Genomic DNA, 23,179 nt, shown 5'->3' on the forward strand with positions numbered 1-23,179 from the left:
ACAATTAAAACCCAGATGCTGCATCATCGCCTCTAAAATCTGCTCCTCCTTCTAATTTATTGTCAGGCAAAACCAAAATAGCATCTACTTTTCCGATAATTGGAGTTGGTTTTTCGTTGATAATATAGTGTTTCGCTTTTAAGGCATCTATGGTTTTAGTTTCAAAAGTATTTGGTTCAAAAGTAATTAAATCAGGAAGCCATTGATGATGAAAACGTGGCGCATTTACAGCTTCTTGCATACTTAATTTGTATTCGTAAACATTTAAAATCGTTTGCAAAACAGACGTAATAATTGTTGAACCTCCTGGCGTTCCAACCACCATAAAAAGTTTTCCGTCTTTTTCTACAATTGTAGGTGTCATTGAACTTAACATACGTTTTTGTGGTGCAATACTGTTGGCTTCATTTCCAACCAAACCAAACATATTTGGAGATCCAGGTTTAGCACTGAAATCATCCATTTCATTGTTCAAAAAGAAACCTAATTCGTCGCAATAATATTTAGAACCGTAACCGTCATTTAAAGTTGTTGTAGCCGCAATTGCGTTTCCAAATTGGTCTACAATGGAGTAATGTGTAGTTTCTGTGCTTTCTGCATAATTCACTTTTCCTTCTTTAATTTCTGTAGATAGGGTTGCTTTTTCAGGATTAAAACTTGCCATTCTTTCGCGCAGATAATTTGCATCCAATAATTCTTTTATTGGAATTTTTACAAAATCAGGATCGCCCAAAAAGTAGCTTCTGTCAGCATAAGCTCTTCTTTCTGCTTCGACAATAACCTGAATTGCATCTGGAGTATTGTGTCCCATTTTGGCTAAATCGTAAGGTTCAAGCATTTTTAAGATTTGTGCCAAACAAATTCCGCCGCTGCTTGGCGGAGACATAGAAGTTATTTTTAAATCTTTATACGTAAACTGAAGCGGTTTTCTCCATTTAGCTTCGTATTTTGCCAAATCTTGCATGGTAATAATACCGCCTTTTCCTTTAAGATATTCAACTAAAATTTTGGCAGTTTCACCTTTATAAAACTCGTTTCTTCCTTTTTTCTGAATTCTTCTTAAAGTTTTCGCTAGCGCTGGATATTTTATAGTATCGTTTTCTTTGTAAACTTTCGATGCTGGAGAATTTTCTCCGTTTATTTTTACAATTTTATCGTGATAATCACTTAAACTTTTTTCCTGTTTTTTGGTAACAATAACACCTCTTTCGGCCAATGCAATTACAGGCTCTAAAATTTTAGCAATAGGCATTGTACCATACTTTTTATGAACCGCAAAAACTCCGGCAATTGTTCCAGGTATTCCTATTGCAAGTGCAGTTTCGGTGCTTTTACCTTTTATAACATTGCCTTCGCTATCTAAAAACATATCTTTTGTGGCTGCTAATGGAGCTTTTTCACGATAGTCTAAAGAACCAACTTCGCCATTTGCTTTTCGGTAAACCATAAATCCGCCGCCGCCAATATTTCCAGCAAAAGGAAAAGCAACTGCAAGCGCTAATTCGGTTCCGACCATAGCATCAAAAGCATTTCCTCCATTTTTCATAATATCAGAACCAATTTTTGAAGCTTCTTCGCGGGCAGAAACTACCATTGCTTTTGTCACCACCAATCCGGTTGGTTTAGAAACGGCTTGTTGTGCATTGCTGCTATTTAGATATAAAAGGGCTATTAAAAGTGTAATTTTTTTCATGTCAATAAAATTAAATTGTTTTAGAGAGAAAGCAGTTTTTCTTTGGCTTGCGCTCTCATTTCTTCGAAGAAAAGAGTAAATTCTTCTTCAAATTCATCATAAAACTCAATAAGTTCTTCAACGGCAAATTGCATTTGAGAAATATTTTTCGATCTTCTGTCCATTTGTGTCAAAATATGCTGAATTCCTTCGGTTGTGCGATAACTTACAAGCCAGTTTCTTTCAATCATATAAGGCATTAAACCTTGTGTTTTTTCAGTTAAAATCTCATAATTATCGTGCAGAGAATGATAAAACCTTTTTACAAAAAGTTCCAATTTTTCATCCGAATATTTTTCCCAGTTTTTGGCCAGAAAATGATCGTAAACAATGTCTACAATAACTCCTGCATAATGATGGTATCTATCATGAAGGCGTTTGGTGCTCGTTCTAAAAATATCGTGAGAATCGGTATAAGTGTCTATGAATCGATGCAGTAAAATTCCTTTTTGAACATCTTCGGGGAAATGTTCAAACTGCTTTCCGCGAATTCCGTCAGCCATAAAATTCCCGATTTTAATTAAATCATTTTCTCCAGAAAGGTATATGTGGGCTAAGAAATTCATTTTTTTTAAAGTTATCGAAAACCTTAGAACCTAAGATTTCGAGTTATTTTAGTAAATGTATAAAAACTTTTTCAAATGATTTTGTTATAAAAATAACGAGAAATAAGTAGTTTCTTATAGGTTAAATTTAAAATCTTAGATACTTAGCGCCTTAGTAACTCGGTAACTTTTTTATATTTGTAAAAAAAATAACCCTAACTCACAAAAATGACTCTAATAAAATCTATTTCTGGAATCCGTGGGACGATCGGAGGAAAAGTGGGAGATAATCTAACTCCTGTTGATGCAGTGAAATTTGCGTCGGCGTACGGAACTTTCTTAAAAAATAATATTGCTAAAGATAAATTGACTGTTGTAATTGGCCGTGATGCAAGAATTTCTGGACCAATGATTCATAATTTAGTAGTGAATACTTTAATTGGTTTAGGAATCGATGTTATCGATCTTGGACTTTCTACTACGCCAACTGTTGAAGTGGCTGTTCCGTTAGAAAAAGCGGATGGTGGAATTATTTTAACAGCATCTCACAATCCAAAACAATGGAATGCTTTAAAATTATTAAATGCAAAAGGTGAATTCTTAAGTGGAGCTGACGGAGCAAAAATCCTTGAAATCGCTGAAGCAGAAGCTTTTGATTTTTCTGATGTGGATAGTTTAGGCGAAGTTATTTCTAATGACGCTTATATGGATATTCATATTGATGAAGTTTTAAACTTACCATTAGTTGATATCGAAGCGGTTAAAGAAGCTAAATTTAAAGTAGTTGTTGATGGAGTAAATTCATCTGGAGGAATCATAATTCCGAGATTGCTAAAAATAATGGGAGTTGAAGTGGTAGAATTATACTGCGAACCAAACGGACATTTCCCTCATAATCCAGAACCTTTAAAAGAACATTTAACCGATATTTCTGAGCTTGTTGTAAAAGAAAAAGCTGATTTTGGAATCGTAGTTGATCCAGATGTAGATCGTTTGGCTTTCATTAGCGAAGATGGAGAAATGTTTGGTGAAGAATATACTTTGGTGGCTTGCGCAGATTACGTTTTGAGCAAAACTCCAGGGAATACAGTTTCTAATATGTCGTCTTCTCGTGCATTAAGAGATGTTACAAACGCGCACGGCGGAAGCTACGAAGCAAGTGCTGTAGGAGAGGTGAATGTGGTTGAATTAATGAAGAAAAACAACGCTGTTATTGGTGGTGAAGGAAATGGTGGAATTATCTATCCAGAATTGCACTACGGAAGAGACAGTTTGGTTGGAGTTGCTTTATTCTTAACGCATTTAGCAAACAAAAAAATGCCAGTTTCTGCTTTGAGAGCTTCTTATCCAGAATATTACATGAGCAAAAACAAAATTGAATTAACACCGCAAATTGATGTTGATGCCATTTTAACTCAAATGACAGAGAAATATAAAAACGAAGATATCTCGACAGTTGACGGTGTAAAAATTGATTTTGCTACAGAATGGGTTCATTTAAGAAAATCAAACACAGAACCAATTATTCGTATTTATACTGAAGCGCCTTCTCAGGATGCTGCAGATAAATTAGCACTAAGAATTATTGATGAAATTAAAGTAATTGCTGGAATCTAAAAATTTCAGTTTTTGAAATAAAAAAGCCTCTTTAAATTTCTAAAGAGGCTTTTTCTATTTTGGATTATTCAATGCGATGTTTCCATCTTTTGTGCGTCCACAAATAAAATTCTGGAGCTTCTAGAATCTGTTTTTCAACTTCTTTTAAATACATTTCTGTAATTTCAAAATTTGGATATTCTTTCGGATTATCAGCAAGTGAAAGAAATGTAGCTTCGTAAAATCCTCTTTTTACCTTTTTTACTTTAACCATAATAACCGCCAGATTGTATTTTTTGGCTAGCATTTCGGCTCCTGTATGTACGGGAACTTCAATTCCCATAAATTTCATCGAGTGAAAAATTCTATCTAATTTAGGAGATTGATCGCTTGCCAAACCATACAAACTTAAAACTCCATCACGCTGATGCTGTGCCATTGTTGGAATTGCTTTTCTAGTTTCGATCATTTCGGTATTGTATTTCGTACGGATTTTTCGAACTAATTTATCAAAATAAGGATTAGCCAGTTTTTTATAAACAGCAACTCCCTGAAAGCCAAGTTTTGGATTAATAGTTAAAAGCCATTCGTAACTTGCATAATGAGAAGCCACAAGAATTACGCTTTTACCTCTTTTAGCATAATCAAGAACAAGATCAATATTGGTTACATGGAATCTTCTTTCCATTTCTGCTGGAGACATGCTCATTGTTTTCACCATTTCCAAAAACATGTCGCACATATGTTTGTAGAATTTCTTTTCTATTACTTTTCGTTCTGCATCGCTCAAATGAGGCAAAGTAAGCGCAAGATTCGCTCGAACTACTTTTTTACGATATCCTATTACTCTGTATATCAAAAAGTAGACAAAATCTGAGAATAGATAAAATACTGGAAAAGGAAGTATAGAGATAAGCCAAAGTAATGGGTAGGCTAAAATATAAACAAGAAATTGCATGTAAAATTTTTTTACAAAGATAAATTAAAAATGATTAATGATTGATATTTTGCTTTCTTGCTAACTTATCTTTAAGAATGATTATATTTACAATTCACAATAATTAGTACTTATGAGTTTTATTTTAATAGCGATTATCATTGCGAACGTTGTTATTAGTTACAAAGGTTTTAACGATCTTTATTTTTTTAGAAAATACGAATTTCATGTTGGAAGCATTCGTTCTGGAGAGCAAATCAGAATGTTATCTTCGGGTTTTTTGCATGTAGATATTATTCATTTAGTGTTTAATATGTATACACTTTGGATTTTTGCTCCAGTAGTTTTAGGTTGGCTTGGCAATTTTTCTTTCGTCTTAGTATATTTTGGAAGTTTAATTTTCGGAAGCCTTCTTACCATGTTATTCCATAAAAACGATTATAGTTATCGTGCGGTTGGAGCTTCTGGCGCTGTAACTGGAGTTTTGTACTCGGCAATATTACTACAGCCTGACATGATGCTTGGAATATTTTTTGTGATTCCGATGCCAGCTTATATTTTTGGAATTTTGTATTTATTATACTCAATTTATGGAATGAAAGCTAAAAATGACAATATTGGACACACAGCACACTTTGGAGGTGCTATAGGAGGATATTTGATTACTTTGATCAAAATGCCTTCATTGCTTACAGAGCATACAATGATGGTAATCCTTCTCGCAATTCCGATTTTGATACTTTTTGGAATGGCGAAATTGGGAAAATTGTAATGATGGCACAACTTTTGAAATGTCTTTTTAAAATATTAAAATTTAACAAAAATGAAAAAACTAGTATTATTTTTAACAATCATGTTTATGACTATGTCTTACGGCCAAGAAATCAAACAAGTACCTCTAATTAATGTTAATGGAGAAGGAAAAGTAAAAGTAGCACCTGATCAAGTTTGTATTTCAGCTTCTGTTGAAACAAAAGGGAATAATGCTAAAGACGTTAAAAAACAAAACGACGAAAAGATGGACGCTGTTTTAAAATTCATCAAAAAAATGAATATCCCAACAGCAGATTTTAAAACAAAACAAGTAGCGCTTAATCCGCAGTACGATTATGAGAAAAAGAAAACTTCTTATAACGCTACACAAACTGTAGAAATTGTAGTGAAAGATTTAGCGAAGTATGATGAATTAATGGAAGGTCTAGTTCAACAAGGAATTAACCGAATTGACAGAGTTTCTTTCGAATCATCTAAATTAGCACAATACCAATCTGAAGCTAGAAAATTAGCGATGAAAGATGCTAAAGTAAAAGCTGAAGAATACGTGTCTGTTTTAGGACAGAAAGTTGGTAAAGCATTTACAATTTCTGATAATTCTCAGGTTTATCACCCACAGCCAATGTATGCTGCAATGAGAATGAAAGAAGCAGATTCTATGGGAGGAGCTGCAAACGAAACATTAGCAATTGGCGAAATCGAAATTACAGCAAATGTTAGTGTAAGTTTTGTATTAGACTAAACTTTTCTAAGATTCCAATATTTAAAAATCCAAATTCCAATTAAAACTGGAGTTTGGATTTTTTATTTTACGGAGATTTTTCCATTGGCCTAATTAATATTTAAATTTACTTTAAAAGCACTTTATGAATAATCCTGAACAATTTTTAAGAACTCATATTGATAAAATAGTCCCTTTAACAGATGAAGAAGCAGGATTTATTATTTCTCATTTTGAATTAAAGAGGTTTCGTAAAGGTGAATTTATCATTGAAGTAGGAAATGATGTAAATGAAGTTTATTTTGTGTTATCTGGACTTGTGAAATTAGTTTACGAAGATAAAGATGCGAAAAAACACATTGTTTCTTTTGCTATGGAAGATTGGTGGGAAACAGATTTTCAGGCTTTTTATACAAAAAGTAAATCCTTACTAACTTTAGAGTGTATTCAAGATACGGTTGCTTATAGTCTTTCATTAGAAAATTTTGAAAAACTTTGTTCTGATTTACAGAAAATGGAACGTTTTTTTCTTAGAAAATCAATTGCTGGTCATATTGGATCTCAGACACGAATATTATCTTTTTTAACTTCAAATGCAAAAGAAAGATACGAGCAGTTGCTTCTTAAAAATCCTTCATTATTACAACGAGTTCCTAAAGCTTCTTTGGCTTCTTATCTTGGAGTTTCTCGTGAGACATTGAGTCGTCTTTTATAATACGAATTTAAAATAGTGATATTTGTCACGCCCAAAAAATAATAGGTCTGCTGATTTTTGCATCTACTAATTTAAAATATGCAAAGATGGAAAAACGAGTAATTAATCCGTGGAAATGGCAAGACGCAAGAAATTATGTTCAAGCGGTAGACGTAAGTAACGCAAAAGGAACACTTTATGTTTCTGGACAAACTGCCATTGACGATGACGGAATATCAAGTAATGCAGATATGAGAACCCAGTTAATAAAAACTCTTGAAAACGTTGAAAAAGTAATTCATGATGCTGATTATGAATTGAAAAATATAGTTAGACTCAATATTTATGCAACTGATTCTGCTTCTTTGTTTGAGAATTTTGATGTGCTGCAAAACTGGATTCAAAAGAATGAAATCAAGCAATCTAGTACAGTTTTAGAAGTAAAAAGCCTTTTTGAGACCCTAAAAGTAGAGTTGGAGGCAACTGTGGTTAAGTAAAATAAAAAAAATCCAAATTCCAGTTTATTGGAATTTGGATTTTCAGTATTGGGATTTTATAATAGGAAGCGTAAATTTAAAAGTACTTCCTTTGCCTTCTTCGCTTTCTACCCAAATTTTTCCGTGATGAATGTTTATAAACTCTTTACAAAGCAACAATCCGAGTCCGCTGCCGAGTTCATTTTCTGTTCCTTTTTGGAGAACTTTTCCGTTGATTTTAAATAACTTTTCTTTTATATAATCAGGAACTCCGATTCCGTTATCTGCAATCGAAATTTCTATTTTTTGGTTTGTCTTAATCAGTTTGACTTTAATATCGCCGTTCTTGTCAGTAAATTTAATCGCATTGCTAAGTAAATTTCGCAAGATAGTGCTAATCATATTTTTGTCTGCTTCTGCCTCAACAAGATAAGCCGCCTCAAAGGTGATATTTATATTTTTATTTAAAGCGACATTTTTGCTCAATTCGATATTTTCCTCAATTAAGGCATTTAAAAGTATATTTTTAGGGTTGAAGGCAATCATTCCAGTTTGTACTCTAGACCAATCTAAAAGGTTCTCAAGCAATTTGTAAATATTCTTATTTGAATCATGCAGAAGTTCTGAAATCTCTTTAATTTCTTCTCGGCTGTATTGTTCTATATTTTCAAGTAAAATCTCAGAAAGCGAAACAGAAGATCCTAATGGACCTCTTAAATCATGAGAAATAATAGAAAAGAACTGGTTTTTATCATTTAATAACTTCTTGATTTTATGATCCTGTTTTTCTTTCACCAAAAGTAAAAAGCCTACAATGCCAATTAAAGTCAAAAGAAAAAGACAAATACTGTATAAGCTATCAAAAGTGTCATTAGAAATAATTAAATCTTGTGGATATCGATATCTGTGAACTATTCGTATGGCAATTAGAATTTCGAATGCCATATAACACAAAACATAAAAAGTCTTGAAAAAGCTTTTTTCTTTTTCTGTAAAATAAGTTATCGTTGGAAGCAGATAAATGATAAATATGCCGATGCCGCCAATGATAACACGGGTATTCATTGTTGCATCAAAAAATGTCGAAATATTAAAAAATAATATTGCCGCCGCAGTTATGGCTATTTGAAACCGATAATGCTTTTTTGCGTGCGTTACAATAAGAGATAACATTGCCATCGTTTCAAAGCAGCAAGCACCCAAAATCATAGAATTAGCGATGTTAATAGAAGCAAAATCGGGAATAATATTTCGCATAAGAGCCAATACCCAAGCCACAGTAAGAATCAATTTGCCCAAACCAAACCATTTTAAAGTTTTTCTGTTGTCGCTAGTAGCATACGAGAAGGAGAAACTAAAAATAAGTACGCAGGTAAATAAATTGCCCCAAAAGTAAAGTAGGAATATAGTTTTTGGATCTACCGGTAAGAGTTCGAACATTTACAGTGATTTTGTTTTTTAAAAATCGATTTTACAAATATACAAATAAAGGAAACATTAAAGTCAGTGATGGCGCGACAATACAGGTGTTCTGGCACATTTAACAATTTGTTTTCTTTGAAATGTGTTCCAACATTAATCTGTTTTTTAAAATTAACTACAGTTTATGTTTAAATTAACTGGATATATTTTTAACTGTAATTTCTTTTTAAAATTATAAAAAAAATAAAATAAAAAGAAAGAATTAAATTACATGTTGAATGATTTCTTAGATTTGTATAAAGTACCACAAAACTCTTTGTTATGCCACTAATTGAACAATCAGAATATAATTCTCCTTCTATTATTCATCGGAATAGGCATATTTCTACCATTTATGCCGCATTGATAAAAAAGTTTGAAGTTCCAGAATATACAAGGGAGAAGAAGGAACTAAACGACGGCGATTTTATCAATATTGATTATGTTGTAAATGACCCGAAGAAAGCTGTTATTTTATGTCACGGTTTAGAAGGCGATTCGAGAAGAACTTACAATAATAGCTGTGCAACTTATTTTCAGGAGAAAGGCTTTTCTGTTTTTGCTTGGAATAATCGGACTTGTGGCGGAGAAATGAATCGTCTTCCGAGATTGTACCATCATGGTGCAGTTGATGATTTGGATGAAGTGGTTCAGTTTGTTTTGCAAAAAGGATTTGAAGATATTTATTTGATCGGATATTCGATGGGAGGCGTTCAGCTTTTGAATTATTTAGGCTGGACAAAAATAGATAAACGCATAAAAGCTGCCGTTTCTATTTCGGTACCAACACACATTGCAACAAGTGCAGAAGTACTGAAACAAGGTTTTAATAGAGTTTATCTAAAGAATTTTACCATTGATATTAAAAAGAAATTGAAATACAAAGCAGCTCAATTTCCTGATTTTATAAATAGCGATCAGATTGATAAAATCACTTCTTTTGATGAAGTAGATCAGTATTTTACAGCGCCGTTGCATGGTTTTGCAAGTAAAGACGATTATTATCATCGTGTTTCTCCAGAGTTTTCTCTTAAAGATATTACAACTCCCGTTTTAATCATTAATTCGCTTGACGACCCATTTTTAGGAGAAAGATGCTATCCGAGGACTATTGCCAAAGACAGTGCATTTGTTTATTTGGAAACTCCAAAATATGGCGGACATTGCGCTTTTCCGCTTCGCGATTCCATGTATTCTTATGCAGAGAAAAGAGCTTTTGAATTTTTTGAATCTTTTAAGTTTAACGATACATTGAATATCGGAAAATCTTAATTAATGACTTGTATTTTATTCGTCTCCAGAGTTTTCAATTTCTGAAGGGGCTTTTTTTCTAATGCTTGTGCTGAGATAAAAAAACAATCTAATGGTGTGATTCATATCATATTGGTAACCTGAATATTTTTGCTGATAAACATTCATATAACCAAAATCATAGCTCCATTTAGGATTGATATTTTTTTTAATTCCGATAAAAAAGCGGTTTTGATCCATTGTGTTATAAACCACTTCTTCTCCAAAATGCAAAAGAATTTCATCTGAAAGAACCATTGATGGCCAAGATTTTTTATCTGAAATTCGGAAAGTAAAACTCACCAAATAGCGAATTCTATTCGTAAAACGCCAATCTCCGCTAGGTTTGTCATCTATCATTTTTTCTTGCCAGCGCTGTTCATTTCGCAGACGTTGCAAAATGCTCACATTTCCAACTTTTGAGTTTAATTGTGCTTGTTGGTAAATCCTGTTTTCATCTGCAAAAGTGCTCCAGTCCGGATTGGAAGGAGCCAGCCACATATGAGCATATCCCGCATTTATAGAAACATTTGAATTTGGAATATAGCTGATACCGCCTCGTATAAAATAAAAACTCGGATCGGATACAAAGTCATTTCGTCTAATATGAAAGTCTCCAATTACACCCCAATGATCTGCAAATTTGGTAACTGTATTTATAGAAACCCAAGTCTGAAGCTGATGGTTGATTTCTTTTTTTTGATCAGCTTGCCCAAATACTATCAAAGGAAACACGAAAAGAAGAATTCCGATAAAATTGTTTTTCATATTAAGTAGAATAGAAATTAGTTAAGTAAATTTCTTTTAGAATCGAAAAAGGCAAATATGAAAAAAATGTAGCGTAAAGATATTCTTTTTTAGTGAGAATTTATGATGCAAAATTTAAGTTTAATTTGTTTTATATCAGATGATTGAAAGTGTTTTTGTAGGTCTGTGATAAAAAAAGATTCCCAAAAATTATTTTAGGAATCTTTCTTATGTGTCAAAAGTTATTTTAATAAAATACTTTTTATCAATTTCGTAAGCTCATCAGATTTTGAGATAAACGGACTATGCCCTGAATTGATTGTGTAAGTATCTGAAATTCCAGCATCTTTTGCCATTTTCTGTTGAAAATTGTAGGTTATGGTATTGTCAGCGGTTGTGAAGATGTAATATTTTTTTCCTCCCAAATTATAATCTTCTGTTTTATAAGTCAAAGGTGTTCCAAGCGGAATTGTAGGTTCTGCTTTGTATTTTGAAACAAGAAACTGTTTTTGCGAATCTGTTGCATCCTGAGCAAATATTTTTGGCAGATTAACTTCAGGATTTACAATTCCGGCTAAAGTTTGATCCTCCGATAATTGTAAAGAAGGAGGCAAAAGTGAAGCGGTATCTATTTGTGAATAATCTAAAACACTTTTTCCGCTTTGCGGAATAAAACCAGCCACATAAATCAATTTTTTGATTTTTTGAGGAACTTCGGCAGCCGTTTGTGTAATTACAGCTCCTCCTAAACTATGGCCAATTAAAATTACAGGTTCGTTATAAGTATTAATTGCTTTTTTAACTTCGTCTACATAAGCTTTAAAGGAAACTTGATAAGCAGGAGTAGTATCGTCTCCGTGACCTGGCAATTTCACAACAGTAACATTATAGCCAGCCGCTTTTAAATCTTTTTCGGTTTGATCCCAAACGTACGATGCCTGCCATGCGCCGTGTACTAAGACAACGGGAGATTTTTTAGCACTTGCATTATCATCATTTGTACATGAAGCGCTTGAGATTGTAGTAAACAACAGCAGAAAAAGTTTAGATATTGTTTTGAAGGGGTGAGAATTCATTTTTGATTTTTTCATTGTTTTTAAAATTTTCATTGTATTATTTTTTTATTCGTTTGTCGTTTTTTTTAAACACATAGAATCATAGATTTTAGCAAACTTTAAAAAGGCGTTTTACTAGTCTAAATGCACATAGTATGCTATGTGAAAGAAATTTGTTTCTCTTCCGATATCTTTTTAGACATGAATTTCTATGTTTCTATGTGTTAAAAGATTTATCACAATAGAGTATTCTTTATTAAAAAGGATGTCTTTTTATTTAGGAAAGAACATCAAAACCATTTAAAACAGTTGCAAGAAGTGTGTAAGCACCAACCAAAAAGATAAGTTCGGCAACTTCGTTTTGTCCTAAAATTTCTTTGGCAAGATTATAAGCCGAGTCTGGAACAATTCTGCCTTTGGCTAATATTGAAGCAATTTCATAAGTAATAGATTCTTCTTGATTTAGTTCAGCTGGACGAATTCCCGATGCCAATGATGCCACAGCTTGATTAGAAAAACCAAGATGTTTGGCCATGATTTCGTGCGCATAAAGTTCGAAGCGAGCACCAAATGCTGCGCCAACAGTTAGAATCGCCACTTCTCGTACTTTTTTAGGAAGTGTTGCATGATTGTCTAAAGAACGCACAAAGCTTAAAGCAGGAATTCCGAATTGAGGAAAACCAAGAATTGGTGGAAACGGACCTGTTAAGGCACCTTCATTATTCAGCATTGAAACTGGCCCTTGACTTGTCGTAATGAGTTTTACAACTTCGTCATGAACATATCGCACTTCGGTGTTCATGGTTTCTGGATGTATAGGATTTACTCGCATGATAGTTTTTGTTAGATTTAGCGAAGATTTTCTTCAAATTGTCCATCAATTAAAATGAAAACAACTCGACATATTTTTCCAGATCGATTGCTCCATGCGTGATTGGTTCCGCGTTGTACAATAATATCTCCTGCTTTTGCAGTTGTTTCACCTTCGTCAACGATTAAAGTCAATTCGCCTTCGAGAACAATTCCGTAATCAATAGTTTCAGTTTTATGCATTAAAGGATGAGGTGCATTTTCGCCTGCTTTTGAAGCGTTTTCGCCGCTCATCGTTTTAAAATGTTCAAAAGCTTGTTCTTTGGTAAGATTTCGAATTTCATCTCCTTCTGGTGGAAAATCGATCACTCGTATTCTTGTCCCTTGTTTTGGAGGCCCTAGAATAAGCCCGTTTTCTTCTGGATCTTTAGAAATGCTGTCTATTATTGCAGGAGTTTGTTTCGTATTCCAAACCTCATGAAATTTAGCTCCATTTGGTCCGCCAATACTATACGTTCTGGTTGGAACTTCGTCAGAAACAATAATTGCTTTTCCTTGTGTATTATGTCCTGTTACAATGCGTCTGAATGTGTTGTTTGTTTCCATGATTGTCGAGATTTAGATTTTGTTTTTTCTGAATACGAATACACCTAAATAGTGAAAAAGAACTCCAACTGCCCAAGCAGATGTAGACCAAAGCGGCCAAGGATAAGTAGTGTCTGTCAAATACCAAATAAGGAAGATTATTGGAGTTGCCAATAGGAAAGCAAGAAAGTGAATTTTGAATCCTAATTTTGGATTGTGTGCTTTTGTGTCGATGTTAAATTTAGTTTTCATGATTAAGTTTTTTAATGATTAGTAATAGGTTATTTTTTTAATGAATGTTTTTAATGAATGTTTTTAATTATTTGATTTTCAATTTATTTACATGACAAAGGTAGAGTGGGTAGGTGAGTAACATCATTGACTTTGGTTAAGAACGAATCTTTGATATTTAAAAAAGAAACCATTTTGTATTTAGCAGAATAAAATCTAATTTTAGAGAAGTTATTTCTCTTAACTTATTGCAATGGATGCACTTAAAACCGTTATAACATCATTTGTTCCCATGTCTGATGAAGAGTATAATTTGATGCTTCCTATTATCGAAAGAAGGGAAGTGCCAAAAGATACCGACCTTTTACAGCAGGGAGAAATCTGTCGTCATATTTATTTTATTGAAAGTGGTTTTTTCAGAATGTTTTACGTCGATTATAGAGGAAACGAAATCAACTGTCGGTTTGCAAAACCAAATGATTTTTTGGTAGATTTCGCTAGTTTTATTACGCAAAGAACAGCTCAGTACTATTGCAGAGCGATGGAAGATTCCAAGGTAATTGCTTTAGAATACGAACAAGTTGAAAAGTTGTATCATAGTTGTCCTAGTTGGTCAAAATTTGGAAGATTAATAGCCGAATATGCTTATTTAATCATTATCGAAAGAGAAGAAATGCTTCATTTTCAAACTCCCGAAGAACGTTACAAAACCATTCTAAAAAAAGAACCTTATCTTTTTCAAATGGTCTCACAAAATCAGCTTTCGTCATACATCGGCATAAAACCAGAATCGCTTAGCCGACTTCGTAAACGAATGATTGGGAAGTGATTAATAAAGTATAACGGAAGATAAAAAATCATCTTCCGTTATTATAATTCAGCAGTAATGTATTGAATTACTTTTTCTTAACTAACCAGCTTTCAACTGCTTTCGAAAAATCAGCTACATCAATTGGATGTCTGCTTGTTATAATGTTAGCGTCAACTACTACAGGCTGATCAGAAACAATTCCGCCTGCATTTTTAAGATCAACTTGAATATTCCAATATCCTGTTAGTTTTCTTCCTTTTAAAATATCAGCCGAAGCCAACACAACTGGAGCATGACAAATAGCTGCGATCAATTTTCCAGATTTATTAAAATCCTGAATGAATTTTATAACGTCTTTGTCGTAACGAAGATTGTCTGGATTCCACGCGCCACCAGGAATAAATACCGCATCGTAATCACTTACTTTAATTTGATCTGCTGTTCGGTCAAATTTTATCCAACCAACAGGCTGCAAATATTGAATGGACATTACATGTGTTTTTGCCATTTCAGGACTGCTCAATCCGTATCTTGCAGGAGCTGGATTGTATTTTGGCGACACAATATCAACCTGTGCGCCCAATTCTTTAAAATACCATACTGGCCCTGTCAATTCTATTTCTTCAAAACCGTCTGCTACAAGAACTGCGATTTTTTTTCCTTTTAAAACGGTTTTGTCTTTTACAGGAGTAAAAAAGAAGTCTCTCATAGCCTCGTTTCCTGGGGCATTTAGTAACGCCGAAACAGGCATTACAGAAACATGAGACGCTGTTCCTAATTGGTTGATCACCTCTAATTTATGATCGATATCTTGGGCTTGCGCATCTGTTAATGCCGCTGCGCTTAATAAACTTGCTGTCATAATTTGTCTTAATTTTTTCATGATTTTTTATTTTAACTATTACTACTGATTTTCGTTTTATTCTCTTGTCATCGGAGCAAATTCGATAAGATTATGCAATCCGTTTTGAAAAGGAGGTTTCTTGATACTGGTTTCCAAATATTCGATTACGGGTTTAATAGGAGGAAAGTTGAGATGATATTGAAAGGCATCATTGCTTCTGAATTTCTCATAGGTTACAAACTGCGTTTCATCTCCTTTAATTTCTGAAAGCTGATACGTTACTACGCCAGGTTCGCTACGGAATTGAGGCATTGCAATATGATATGTGTCTTTAAAATGCTGTTCGGTACCTTTTTTTCCATCAACAAACAGCATTATAACAAGCTGATTGTCTTCTTTTCTTGAAGTTTTTCTCCATTGTTCTTTTGTTAAAGGTTCAAGATCTTTTACGAAATAGATTTTAGGCGAAGTTTTTAATGATTTTTCAGCTAAAGATTGCAATGTTTTTGCTTGTTTATTTTTGTTGAAATTCTCCAATTGGCTTTTTCCGTTCCATCTTTCAATTAGCCATAAAATGTTGGGTTTTTCTTGTTCGTAAAAAGCTTCCGCCATAATATTTTCTTTGGCTGAAAGAGAAGCTGTTACGTAATCTTTCAATGCTTTACGAAATTCTTCTGAAGCATTTTCTTTTACTTCATACATCGTTAGTTTCGAAATAGTTTTTGAAGCTGTTAATTGCTCTAAAAGTGCTTCACCAACCGCTCTTGCCGATTGTGGATTCTGACCTGTAATGATGCGTTCATCAACTGTAACATGTGTCTGCCATAATCCTGATTTTTCAAAAATGGCTCCTTTTTCTATTAATTTAGATTCTAATAAAAAAGGTGCAGCTTTATCCAGTTTTACTGCAGTTTCTTCTTCATTTGTAAAAGCATTGATTTTTTTACCGTCTACAAGAAATTTATCATTAGTCAATTTAATATTTAGGAGACCTGCTGAACCATGAGAAACCGCACTAATGATTCCGTTATTTTCATAAATTTTTGATGCTATTGCAGTCAGTTGTTTATTGTTTGGCAAGTCCCACATTGCGCCGTGACCACCTGCAAAATGTATGGCAACATAATCTTCTGAATTGATGTTTTCAGGTTTCATTGTGTTTTCTATTTTTTGCCGATATTCGGTATCCAACCAAAATTTTTTGTTCGTAGAATCACTCAAATTGAATCCTTCTACAGGCGCTTTGCCGCCTTTCGGACTGACAAAATCAACTTCGTATCCGGCGTTTACAAGTATATCCCAAGGATGTGTCACTTCAGAAAGATAAAAACCTGTCTTCTCTCCCGTATTTCCCTTTTTAACGTGATTGGTTACCACGAATAAAATTTTCTTTTTCATGCTGTCAGAATTTTGAACTTTAACACTGGCTGTAATAGTCGTAAACACACAGAGCGCGACTATCAAGACTTTTTGGGTGATTGAATTATATTGTACTGTTTTCATTTTTTTTGCGTTTTTTGGTTGTTTCATAAACAAATTTCCATTTTACTTATTCGTTACAAGTTGATTCAAATCACTTTAAAAGTGTGATTACGATCACTTTGTGTTTTAAAACAAGGCAAAAGTATATTCGCCATTCTTTCCAAATCATTGACTTTGGTTAAGAATGAATTTTTTTAATTATGAATTATGAATTATGAATTATGAATTATGAATTATGAATTATGAATTATGAATTATGAGTTTGATTAACTTCTATTCATTTTATTCAACATAGCCCAAGGTTTCAACCTTGGGTACACAAAGAGAATCGATTATCGTTGCGTCCCAATGGTTGCTAAGTATTATTAATTATTCAAGTAAAGTCTGCTAAGCGTTTCGCGGCAAACTCCGAGATATTCTGCGATATATTTTTTTGGAATTTTCTGCAAGATGCTTGGATAATAACTTGCAAATTTTTCATAACGCTCTTTTGGATTGTCTGATAATAGAGAAATAATTCTTTTTTGTTGTGAAGAATAAAGCAGAGTTAGCTTCATTCTAAAAAAGTGCTCCATTTTATGAAGTTCAGAAGCCAGTTTTTCTCTTGCGTAAAGTGTCAGACATAATATTTCGGCATCTTCCATGCAAACAATATTGATGGTCGATTCTGATTGATTGAAGTAAGCGTTGTAATCTGAAATCCACCAGTTTTTTATAGCAAATTGAAGAATATGTTCTTTGCCGTCTTTATTGATGTAAAAGGCTCGAAGTGTACCTTTTATAATCCAATATTCGCATTGCACTTTGTCTCCGCTTTGAATTAAGTATTGGTGTTTTTTTATTTTCTTTTTAGTAAAGAACGTTTTGATATAAGCAAATTCTTCATCGCTTATAGGAGTAATTTCTTCAATATGATTTCGCAGCTGATCCATAGACAATACATCATTTTTGGTGAATAAGTATTTGTATGCCAATAAAATGCGAGAAGAGACTAAGAACATGCCAATTATTTTCTGAAACGGAAAAAAGAGCAGAAACGAATCGTAACTGCGACTGTTGCTGTTTTTAAACTTTTATATTTTTAAATAATAGAAAATCAGTTTTTTATGTTTCTACGAAAATTTCGGAGAAATATAAAATAGTTCCGAAAAAAGTGGAGTAATTCTAATTTGCGTAATCGTCTTTTTTAATAGCGAGTTTACTCATTTTAGACTCTAAAGTTGTAGGTTTTATGTTTAAAATTGAAGCTGCGCCCGATGTTCCTCGGATTTTGCCGTTTGCTTTTTTTAGAATAGCAATAATGTAGTCGCGTTCTATTTGCTGCTGTGCATTTTTTACATCTTCTAAATTTTGAACTTGTTCTGTTTTGAAGGTTTCTGATTGTGAAGATGAATTCAGGTTAAAATCTAGTTCTGATTTTCTGTTATTTAGAATTACTGCTCTTTCGATAAAATTTTCTAATTCACGAATATTTCCAGGCCAATCATATTCATTCATTTGCTGCAACATTTTCGCATGAATGCCATTGAATTTCTTGTTGAATTCTCCGCAGAATTTCTTCGCAAAATAATCAGCTAATTCTGGAATATCGGTTTTACGTTCTCGTAACACAGGCATCGTAATCGGAAATACATTAAGACGATAATAAAGATCCATTCTGAAATTGCCTTGAGCAACTTCTTTTTCGAGATTTCGGTTTGTTGCGGCTACTATTCGTATATCCACTTTTCGGGCTGTATTTCCACCAACAGAATCAATTTCTTGGTAAGAGAGACTAATTTCTATAATTCCGTTTTGTTTTTCTAAAAAGGCATATTTTATGGCATTTACGACACTTTCAGTAATAATCAATCCCAATGGAATTGCCTGAGAAACGTGAAGATTTATGGGGTCAATGTTCTTTTTAAAAGTGATTTGATTTTCATTGTCAAAACTTTCATGTAAATAATGAACCAATTCATCAATATATTGTGGCATTGCAATGGTCGAAATATTGTCATCATGATACAATTTCTGATGAATCATTGATACGGCTTGCATTCTACGAAGGCTATCTTTCACAGCCATTTTAGCGTCGCTATCGCGAAGATATGCAGATTGCGAATTCAGCAGACTTGTAACCATTTGCAGATTATTTTTCACTCTGTGATGCACTTCTTTAATCAGCCATTCTTTTTCTTTTAATAACTTTTGCTGTTCGTTATTTAAACTTTCTAAAAAGTTATTTTTTTGATCTAATTCACGCTGATTGGCTTCAAGTTTTTGATTGTTTTTTTGTTTGATGATGTAACGATTTAGCAATAGAAATACAATGACAAGCAATAACAAAGCGCCGACCAAAAGAATGTTCTTTTCTCTTTCTGTTTCGCGAGATTGTGCGAGTTGCAGCTGGTTTTGCGTATGCAATAATTTGATGTTTTTATCTTTCTCGTCGGTTTCATATTTAATTAATAATTCGGCAAACTTTTTTTGCTGATCTTCATTAAAAGCGGAGTCTTTAAATTTCTGACTTAAAAGCAGATTTTTAACTGCATCGTCGTATTTCTTTTCGGTGGAATCAATTTTGAATAAGTTATAATAGTACTGACTTTTTTCTGAAACGCCTATTTCAAAAGTATGCGAAATCCAATTGTTAAGCAGTTTTCGAGCTTTGTCAGTTTTACCTATTTTTCGATAAAAAGAAGAAATCTGAAAAAATGCTGATGGAAATTCGTCATGCAAATGTTCAAGAGGATAATTCTTCGCAATATTTTGAAAAACAGAATAGTTTTTTTCTGCTAAATCGGTCTTTTTTAAATTTTCATAAGTTTCTCCAAGCAATAATGCAAAATGCATTTTTTCAAAATCCGTATTAGGAGGGAATTCATTTTCTGTTTTTTTCAGCAGAGCTAAAGCTTCATTGTGGCGGTTCAGTTTGTTCAGAATCCAAATTTTAGAAAGAAATGCTTTATACCAATAAAGTATAGTTTCATGCGTATTATTTTCTAAAGCTTTTGTGTACCAAAGCAATGCTTCTTGATTTTTGTTCGAATATTTATATAAACCTCCTCTTCTTACAAAAAATAAGGCTTTAAAGATCGAATCTTCTTTAGAACGCATGCTTTCAATGCTTTTATTCGAATAATATAAAGCTTTAACCAAATCTCCTTTTCGATAAGATAAAAAAGAGAGAACATCAAAAGCATATTGATTATGATAGTATTTGATTTCTTTTTGAAGCTGTAATATTTTATTTGTCAGTTTCTGCGAATCATCAAAACGTCGGGCAATAAAATATTCGATATTTATTTGAGATAAGGTTTCGATTTCCTTTTCTTTTTGTTTTAAAGTTTGAAATATAGAAAGGGCTTTTTGAAAATAAACCAATCTTTTTGGGTCACCATATTGTAAAACTTTCCCCGATTCTAAAAGTGCTCTGGCTAGATCGAGATTATTTCCAGATTGTTTACAAAGTTTTTCAATTTCAGTATATAATTTTTGACTTTCAGCGGCATTCCCTTTCTGGTATAGGAGATTGGCTTTTAACATCATGGCTCCAATTTTCCATTTTGTTGTATTTTTTTGTAGTAAAACTTTGTTCAAATATTTTTCTGCTTCATTGAGATCTGATTTTTCTGCTCCAGTTTTAAAAATGAAATAATTGCTCAGTTCAAGAAGAAGCAAAAATCGATTTTCTCCTTTCAAGTTTGGAAGTATTTTTTTTGCTTGATTGACTTTATCTTCTTCCAGAAGTTTAATTGCGGGAGTTTTTGTTCCGTTATTATAACTCTCATTATTAGGAATTAAAATACTCAAATTATAAAGTCGGCATGAGGCTCTCACAGCACTGTCCTTATCAATTTGTCCTTGACTGATGGTATGAAGATAATCGGAAGTTAAATGAATTAATAATCTTTGCTTGGCTAAATCGGTGTATCCAGATTTATTATACTGAGAGTATATATTTAATCCGCAAAATAGTAGAAATAAAACGGCTTTTCTGCCTATTGTAAATTTTAAATAAACTGTATTAGAAAGTTTATATCCCACAATATTATACTTTGGTGTTTTATGTCTTTAAAAATTTAAAAAATATAAGGCATTGGTATTTAGTGTATTATCAAAAGTACAATAATCTTATGATAGAAAAATATTGAAGATGATATTTTTTGATTTTAATTTATAAGAAAAAAAGAATAAAATTATAATGTATATTGCTGTATATGAGTGTGTTATTTTTTTTATTTGAGTGTTGGTACATTCCAGTACGGGAAACCGTATTTTAATCATAATTAAAAATACTATTTTTGTTTTTTTTTAACATGGAAATACATCTTATGTCCCCAAATAAGTTTATTTTTTTCTTTTTATTATTTATATCGGTATCCTATTCTCAGACCAAAAAACGTCCCACGGTTATGGTCAATGCGAGAGCGCAAAAGGATAAAATTTTAGTTCGCTGGGCGATTAATTCTCCAGTCGAATGGCAGAAAGCAAATAAAAAAGGATTTATAATTACTAGATCTACTGTTTTACGAGACGGTGTAGTTTTGCCTAAACCAGAAAAAACGCTTCTTACTGCTAAACCATTAACTCCCGAACCATTAGATTCTTGGATTGATTTTGTTCAGAAAGACAATAATGCCGCTATTATTGCTCAATCTATCTATGGTGAAAGTTTTGAAGTAACGGGTGCAAAAGAAGGTGATTTGGCCAAAATTGTAAATATGGCTGACGAACTGGATCAGCGTTATACTTTTGCTTTGTATGCTGCAGATATGAGCTTCGAAGGTGCTGTAAAAGCAGGTTGGGGTTACGTTGATACGAATGTAAAAGCAAATGAAGTATATGCTTACCAAATTAGTGTTTTTGAAAGTCCGCAAGTAAAAGAATCGTCTTATATGATTGGGCTGAGAGACTATACAGTTCTTCCTGCTCCAACAGATTTTATTGCAGTTCCAGATGATCGAAAAGTACTACTTTCTTGGGATTATCAAACGTTCAAAAAGATTTATACATCTTATATGGTGGAGAAATCTTCGGATGGAATCAATTATACACCAATATCAGGTACAGCGCTCGTTAACTTAAATGATAAAGACGAAAATCCGGCCAAGAACATGTATTATGTTGATACGCTGAGTGTAAATGACAAAGTTTATCATTATAGATTACACGGAATAACTTCGTTTGGAGAAAAAGGAGAATTTACAAAACCTATTACAGCGACAGGTGTTGCTGCTATAGTGACTCCAGCAAGATTGGTTGATTATGCTATTATAAACTCAAATGAAGTTAATCTTGAATGGGATTATCCAAAAGAATCTGAAGGTTTTATTCAAGGTTATGAAATTAATTTAGCGAATACTGATAAAGGACCATACAAGGTTGTTTCTAAACTTATTCCGCCATCTGAGAGAAAACTCAAATTCAAAGATAACCTTTATCCATCTAACTATTTTACAATTTCAGTTGTTGGAAAAAACAATCAAAGATTGACTTCTCAAAGTATGCTGGTTCAGCCAGTCGATTCTATACCTCCAGCTAAACCAATTGGTCTTGAGGGTGTTATTGATAGTCTTGGAACGGTTAGGCTAAAATGGAAGCCTAATACGGAAAAAGATTTACGCGGATACAGAATATTAAAAGCCAATACGGCAGGTGAGGAATTTGTAGATATTTATCATCAATCTTATATCGGTACCGAGTATAAGGACAGCGTGAGTTTAAAAATGACGAACAGCAAAGTTTATTATAGAATTGCTGCTGAAGATATGCGTTATAATATCTCCGATCCTTCTGACATTCTAGTGTTAGACAAACCAGATAAAATTCCACCAGCAGCGCCTATTTTCAAAGATTACGATAATAAAGATGGCAAAGTGCACTTAAAATGGATACGAAGCTATAGTGAAGATGTTGTCGCTCACAGTTTGAGAAGAAGAGAAAAAGGACAGGAAAAATGGCTGGAAATAAAACAGATAAACGACACTATTCAAGAATTTACAGACGATAGAGTCGAGAATAAGAAGACTTATCAATATGCTATTCTGGCGAAGGACAAGAGTAATCTTTGGTCTTCATTAGACCATTCTACTGTAACAGTTAGCGTATTAGACTTTACACCAGTAAAAGTGATTACATTTTTGCAAGGAACAGCAGACAGAGAAAACAAAAAAATTCTGCTTTCTTGGGATTATGCAAAAAATAAAGGCAAAGTTTTAGGTGTTAGCATTTATAAAAATGAAAAGGGGTTGCCGCCAACTTTATGGAAAGAATTAAACGGAACTGTTTTCACTTTAGAAGATAAAAATTTAAAAATTAATAAGGAATACGAATACCATCTGGTTCCAAATCTAGAAAACGATAGTCCTGCTAAAGCAGAGACCTTAACGGTTATTTATTAAGC

General features: G+C 33.0%; 21 protein-coding genes. 8 read left to right on the top strand and 13 right to left on the bottom strand.

The window, feature by feature from the left end; translation table 11 throughout:
- Nucleotides 1-4: 4 nt before the first annotated feature.
- Both ggt and ACE01P_RS11660 read right to left on the bottom strand, forming a co-directional pair.
- Nucleotides 5-1,693 (bottom strand): gamma-glutamyltransferase, encoded by a 1,689-nt coding sequence (ggt, locus tag ACE01P_RS11655; protein ID WP_379697759.1) that lies wholly within the window; start codon nucleotides 1,691-1,693, stop codon nucleotides 5-7.
- Between the two features lie 20 nt (nucleotides 1,694-1,713).
- The gene (locus ACE01P_RS11660; RefSeq protein WP_379697762.1) at nucleotides 1,714-2,298 is read right to left on the bottom strand and encodes an ACP phosphodiesterase; all 585 of its coding nucleotides are present in this window, start codon (nucleotides 2,296-2,298) and stop codon (nucleotides 1,714-1,716) included.
- Between the two features lie 207 nt (nucleotides 2,299-2,505).
- Here ACE01P_RS11660 and glmM point away from each other — a divergent pair, with 207 nt between their 5' ends.
- The gene (glmM, locus tag ACE01P_RS11665; protein ID WP_379697764.1) at nucleotides 2,506-3,894 is read left to right on the top strand and encodes a phosphoglucosamine mutase; all 1,389 of its coding nucleotides are present in this window, start codon (nucleotides 2,506-2,508) and stop codon (nucleotides 3,892-3,894) included.
- Nucleotides 3,895-3,958: 64 nt separating this feature from the next.
- Here glmM and ACE01P_RS11670 read toward each other — a convergent pair whose 3' ends face one another.
- Nucleotides 3,959-4,831 (bottom strand): lysophospholipid acyltransferase family protein, encoded by an 873-nt coding sequence (locus ACE01P_RS11670; RefSeq protein WP_379697767.1) that lies wholly within the window; start codon nucleotides 4,829-4,831, stop codon nucleotides 3,959-3,961.
- A gap of 112 nt (nucleotides 4,832-4,943) precedes the next feature.
- On the opposite strand from ACE01P_RS11670, the gene ACE01P_RS11675 reads away from it, so the two are divergent.
- The 4 genes from ACE01P_RS11675 (at nucleotide 4,944) to ACE01P_RS11690 (ending at nucleotide 7,496) form a co-directional block, all read left to right on the top strand.
- Entirely contained in the window at nucleotides 4,944-5,582 is a 639-nt protein-coding gene (locus ACE01P_RS11675) for a rhomboid family intramembrane serine protease (RefSeq protein WP_379697770.1), read from the top strand.
- A gap of 51 nt (nucleotides 5,583-5,633) precedes the next feature.
- Nucleotides 5,634-6,326: an SIMPL domain-containing protein gene (locus ACE01P_RS11680; protein WP_379697773.1), complete on the top strand. Its 693-nt coding sequence runs from the start codon at nucleotides 5,634-5,636 to the stop codon at nucleotides 6,324-6,326.
- 124 nt (nucleotides 6,327-6,450) lie between these two features.
- Nucleotides 6,451-7,020: a Crp/Fnr family transcriptional regulator gene (locus ACE01P_RS11685; protein ID WP_379697775.1), complete on the top strand. Its 570-nt coding sequence runs from the start codon at nucleotides 6,451-6,453 to the stop codon at nucleotides 7,018-7,020.
- A gap of 86 nt (nucleotides 7,021-7,106) precedes the next feature.
- On the top strand, nucleotides 7,107-7,496 hold the full coding sequence (locus tag ACE01P_RS11690; RefSeq protein WP_379697777.1) for a RidA family protein: 390 nt from the start codon (nucleotides 7,107-7,109) through the stop codon (nucleotides 7,494-7,496).
- A gap of 42 nt (nucleotides 7,497-7,538) precedes the next feature.
- On the opposite strand, the gene ACE01P_RS11695 is transcribed toward ACE01P_RS11690, so the two are convergent.
- Nucleotides 7,539-8,915 carry an ATP-binding protein gene (locus ACE01P_RS11695; RefSeq protein ID WP_379697779.1) on the bottom strand — a complete coding sequence of 459 codons (1,377 nt, stop codon included), beginning with the start codon at nucleotides 8,913-8,915 and terminating at the stop codon, nucleotides 7,539-7,541.
- Nucleotides 8,916-9,218: 303 nt separating this feature from the next.
- Between ACE01P_RS11695 and ACE01P_RS11700 the strand changes: the two genes are divergently transcribed.
- Nucleotides 9,219-10,208 carry a YheT family hydrolase gene (locus ACE01P_RS11700; protein WP_379697782.1) on the top strand — a complete coding sequence of 330 codons (990 nt, stop codon included), beginning with the start codon at nucleotides 9,219-9,221 and terminating at the stop codon, nucleotides 10,206-10,208.
- A gap of 15 nt (nucleotides 10,209-10,223) precedes the next feature.
- Here the strand turns inward: ACE01P_RS11700 and ACE01P_RS11705 are convergent, their stop codons facing one another.
- The 5 genes from ACE01P_RS11705 to ACE01P_RS11725 form a co-directional block, all read right to left on the bottom strand.
- A complete protein-coding gene (locus ACE01P_RS11705) occupies nucleotides 10,224-10,994 on the bottom strand; it encodes a DUF2490 domain-containing protein (RefSeq protein WP_379697785.1) in 771 nt (256 codons plus the stop codon).
- 221 nt (nucleotides 10,995-11,215) lie between these two features.
- Nucleotides 11,216-12,064, bottom strand: coding sequence for an alpha/beta hydrolase (locus ACE01P_RS11710; protein ID WP_379697787.1), 849 nt, complete (start codon nucleotides 12,062-12,064; stop codon nucleotides 11,216-11,218).
- A gap of 241 nt (nucleotides 12,065-12,305) precedes the next feature.
- Nucleotides 12,306-12,860 (bottom strand): carboxymuconolactone decarboxylase family protein, encoded by a 555-nt coding sequence (locus tag ACE01P_RS11715; RefSeq protein ID WP_379697790.1) that lies wholly within the window; start codon nucleotides 12,858-12,860, stop codon nucleotides 12,306-12,308.
- A gap of 17 nt (nucleotides 12,861-12,877) precedes the next feature.
- Nucleotides 12,878-13,444: a cupin domain-containing protein gene (locus ACE01P_RS11720; protein ID WP_379697793.1), complete on the bottom strand. Its 567-nt coding sequence runs from the start codon at nucleotides 13,442-13,444 to the stop codon at nucleotides 12,878-12,880.
- A gap of 12 nt (nucleotides 13,445-13,456) precedes the next feature.
- Nucleotides 13,457-13,675 carry a 2TM domain-containing protein gene (locus ACE01P_RS11725; protein ID WP_379697796.1) on the bottom strand — a complete coding sequence of 73 codons (219 nt, stop codon included), beginning with the start codon at nucleotides 13,673-13,675 and terminating at the stop codon, nucleotides 13,457-13,459.
- A 232-nt stretch (nucleotides 13,676-13,907) separates the two neighbouring features.
- On the opposite strand from ACE01P_RS11725, the gene ACE01P_RS11730 reads away from it, so the two are divergent.
- Nucleotides 13,908-14,483: a Crp/Fnr family transcriptional regulator gene (locus ACE01P_RS11730; protein WP_379697799.1), complete on the top strand. Its 576-nt coding sequence runs from the start codon at nucleotides 13,908-13,910 to the stop codon at nucleotides 14,481-14,483.
- A gap of 67 nt (nucleotides 14,484-14,550) precedes the next feature.
- On the opposite strand, the gene ACE01P_RS11735 is transcribed toward ACE01P_RS11730, so the two are convergent.
- The 4 genes from ACE01P_RS11735 to ACE01P_RS11750 form a co-directional block, all read right to left on the bottom strand.
- Nucleotides 14,551-15,348 (bottom strand): DJ-1/PfpI/YhbO family deglycase/protease, encoded by a 798-nt coding sequence (locus tag ACE01P_RS11735; RefSeq protein WP_379697802.1) that lies wholly within the window; start codon nucleotides 15,346-15,348, stop codon nucleotides 14,551-14,553.
- 36 nt (nucleotides 15,349-15,384) lie between these two features.
- On the bottom strand, nucleotides 15,385-16,707 hold the full coding sequence (locus ACE01P_RS11740; protein ID WP_379697804.1) for an antibiotic biosynthesis monooxygenase: 1,323 nt from the start codon (nucleotides 16,705-16,707) through the stop codon (nucleotides 15,385-15,387).
- 449 nt (nucleotides 16,708-17,156) lie between these two features.
- Nucleotides 17,157-17,792 carry a Crp/Fnr family transcriptional regulator gene (locus ACE01P_RS11745; protein WP_379697806.1) on the bottom strand — a complete coding sequence of 212 codons (636 nt, stop codon included), beginning with the start codon at nucleotides 17,790-17,792 and terminating at the stop codon, nucleotides 17,157-17,159.
- A gap of 163 nt (nucleotides 17,793-17,955) precedes the next feature.
- Complete coding sequence (locus ACE01P_RS11750) at nucleotides 17,956-20,820, bottom strand: histidine kinase dimerization/phosphoacceptor domain -containing protein (RefSeq protein ID WP_379697809.1); 2,865 nt, start codon at nucleotides 20,818-20,820, stop codon at nucleotides 17,956-17,958.
- A 368-nt stretch (nucleotides 20,821-21,188) separates the two neighbouring features.
- On the opposite strand from ACE01P_RS11750, the gene ACE01P_RS11755 reads away from it, so the two are divergent.
- Nucleotides 21,189-23,177: a fibronectin type III domain-containing protein gene (locus ACE01P_RS11755; protein ID WP_379697812.1), complete on the top strand. Its 1,989-nt coding sequence runs from the start codon at nucleotides 21,189-21,191 to the stop codon at nucleotides 23,175-23,177.
- The last annotated feature ends 2 nt before the right edge of the window (nucleotides 23,178-23,179 follow it).

This window comes from Flavobacterium sp. HJSW_4, assembly GCF_042436695.1.
GTDB lineage: Bacteria > Bacteroidota > Bacteroidia > Flavobacteriales > Flavobacteriaceae > Flavobacterium.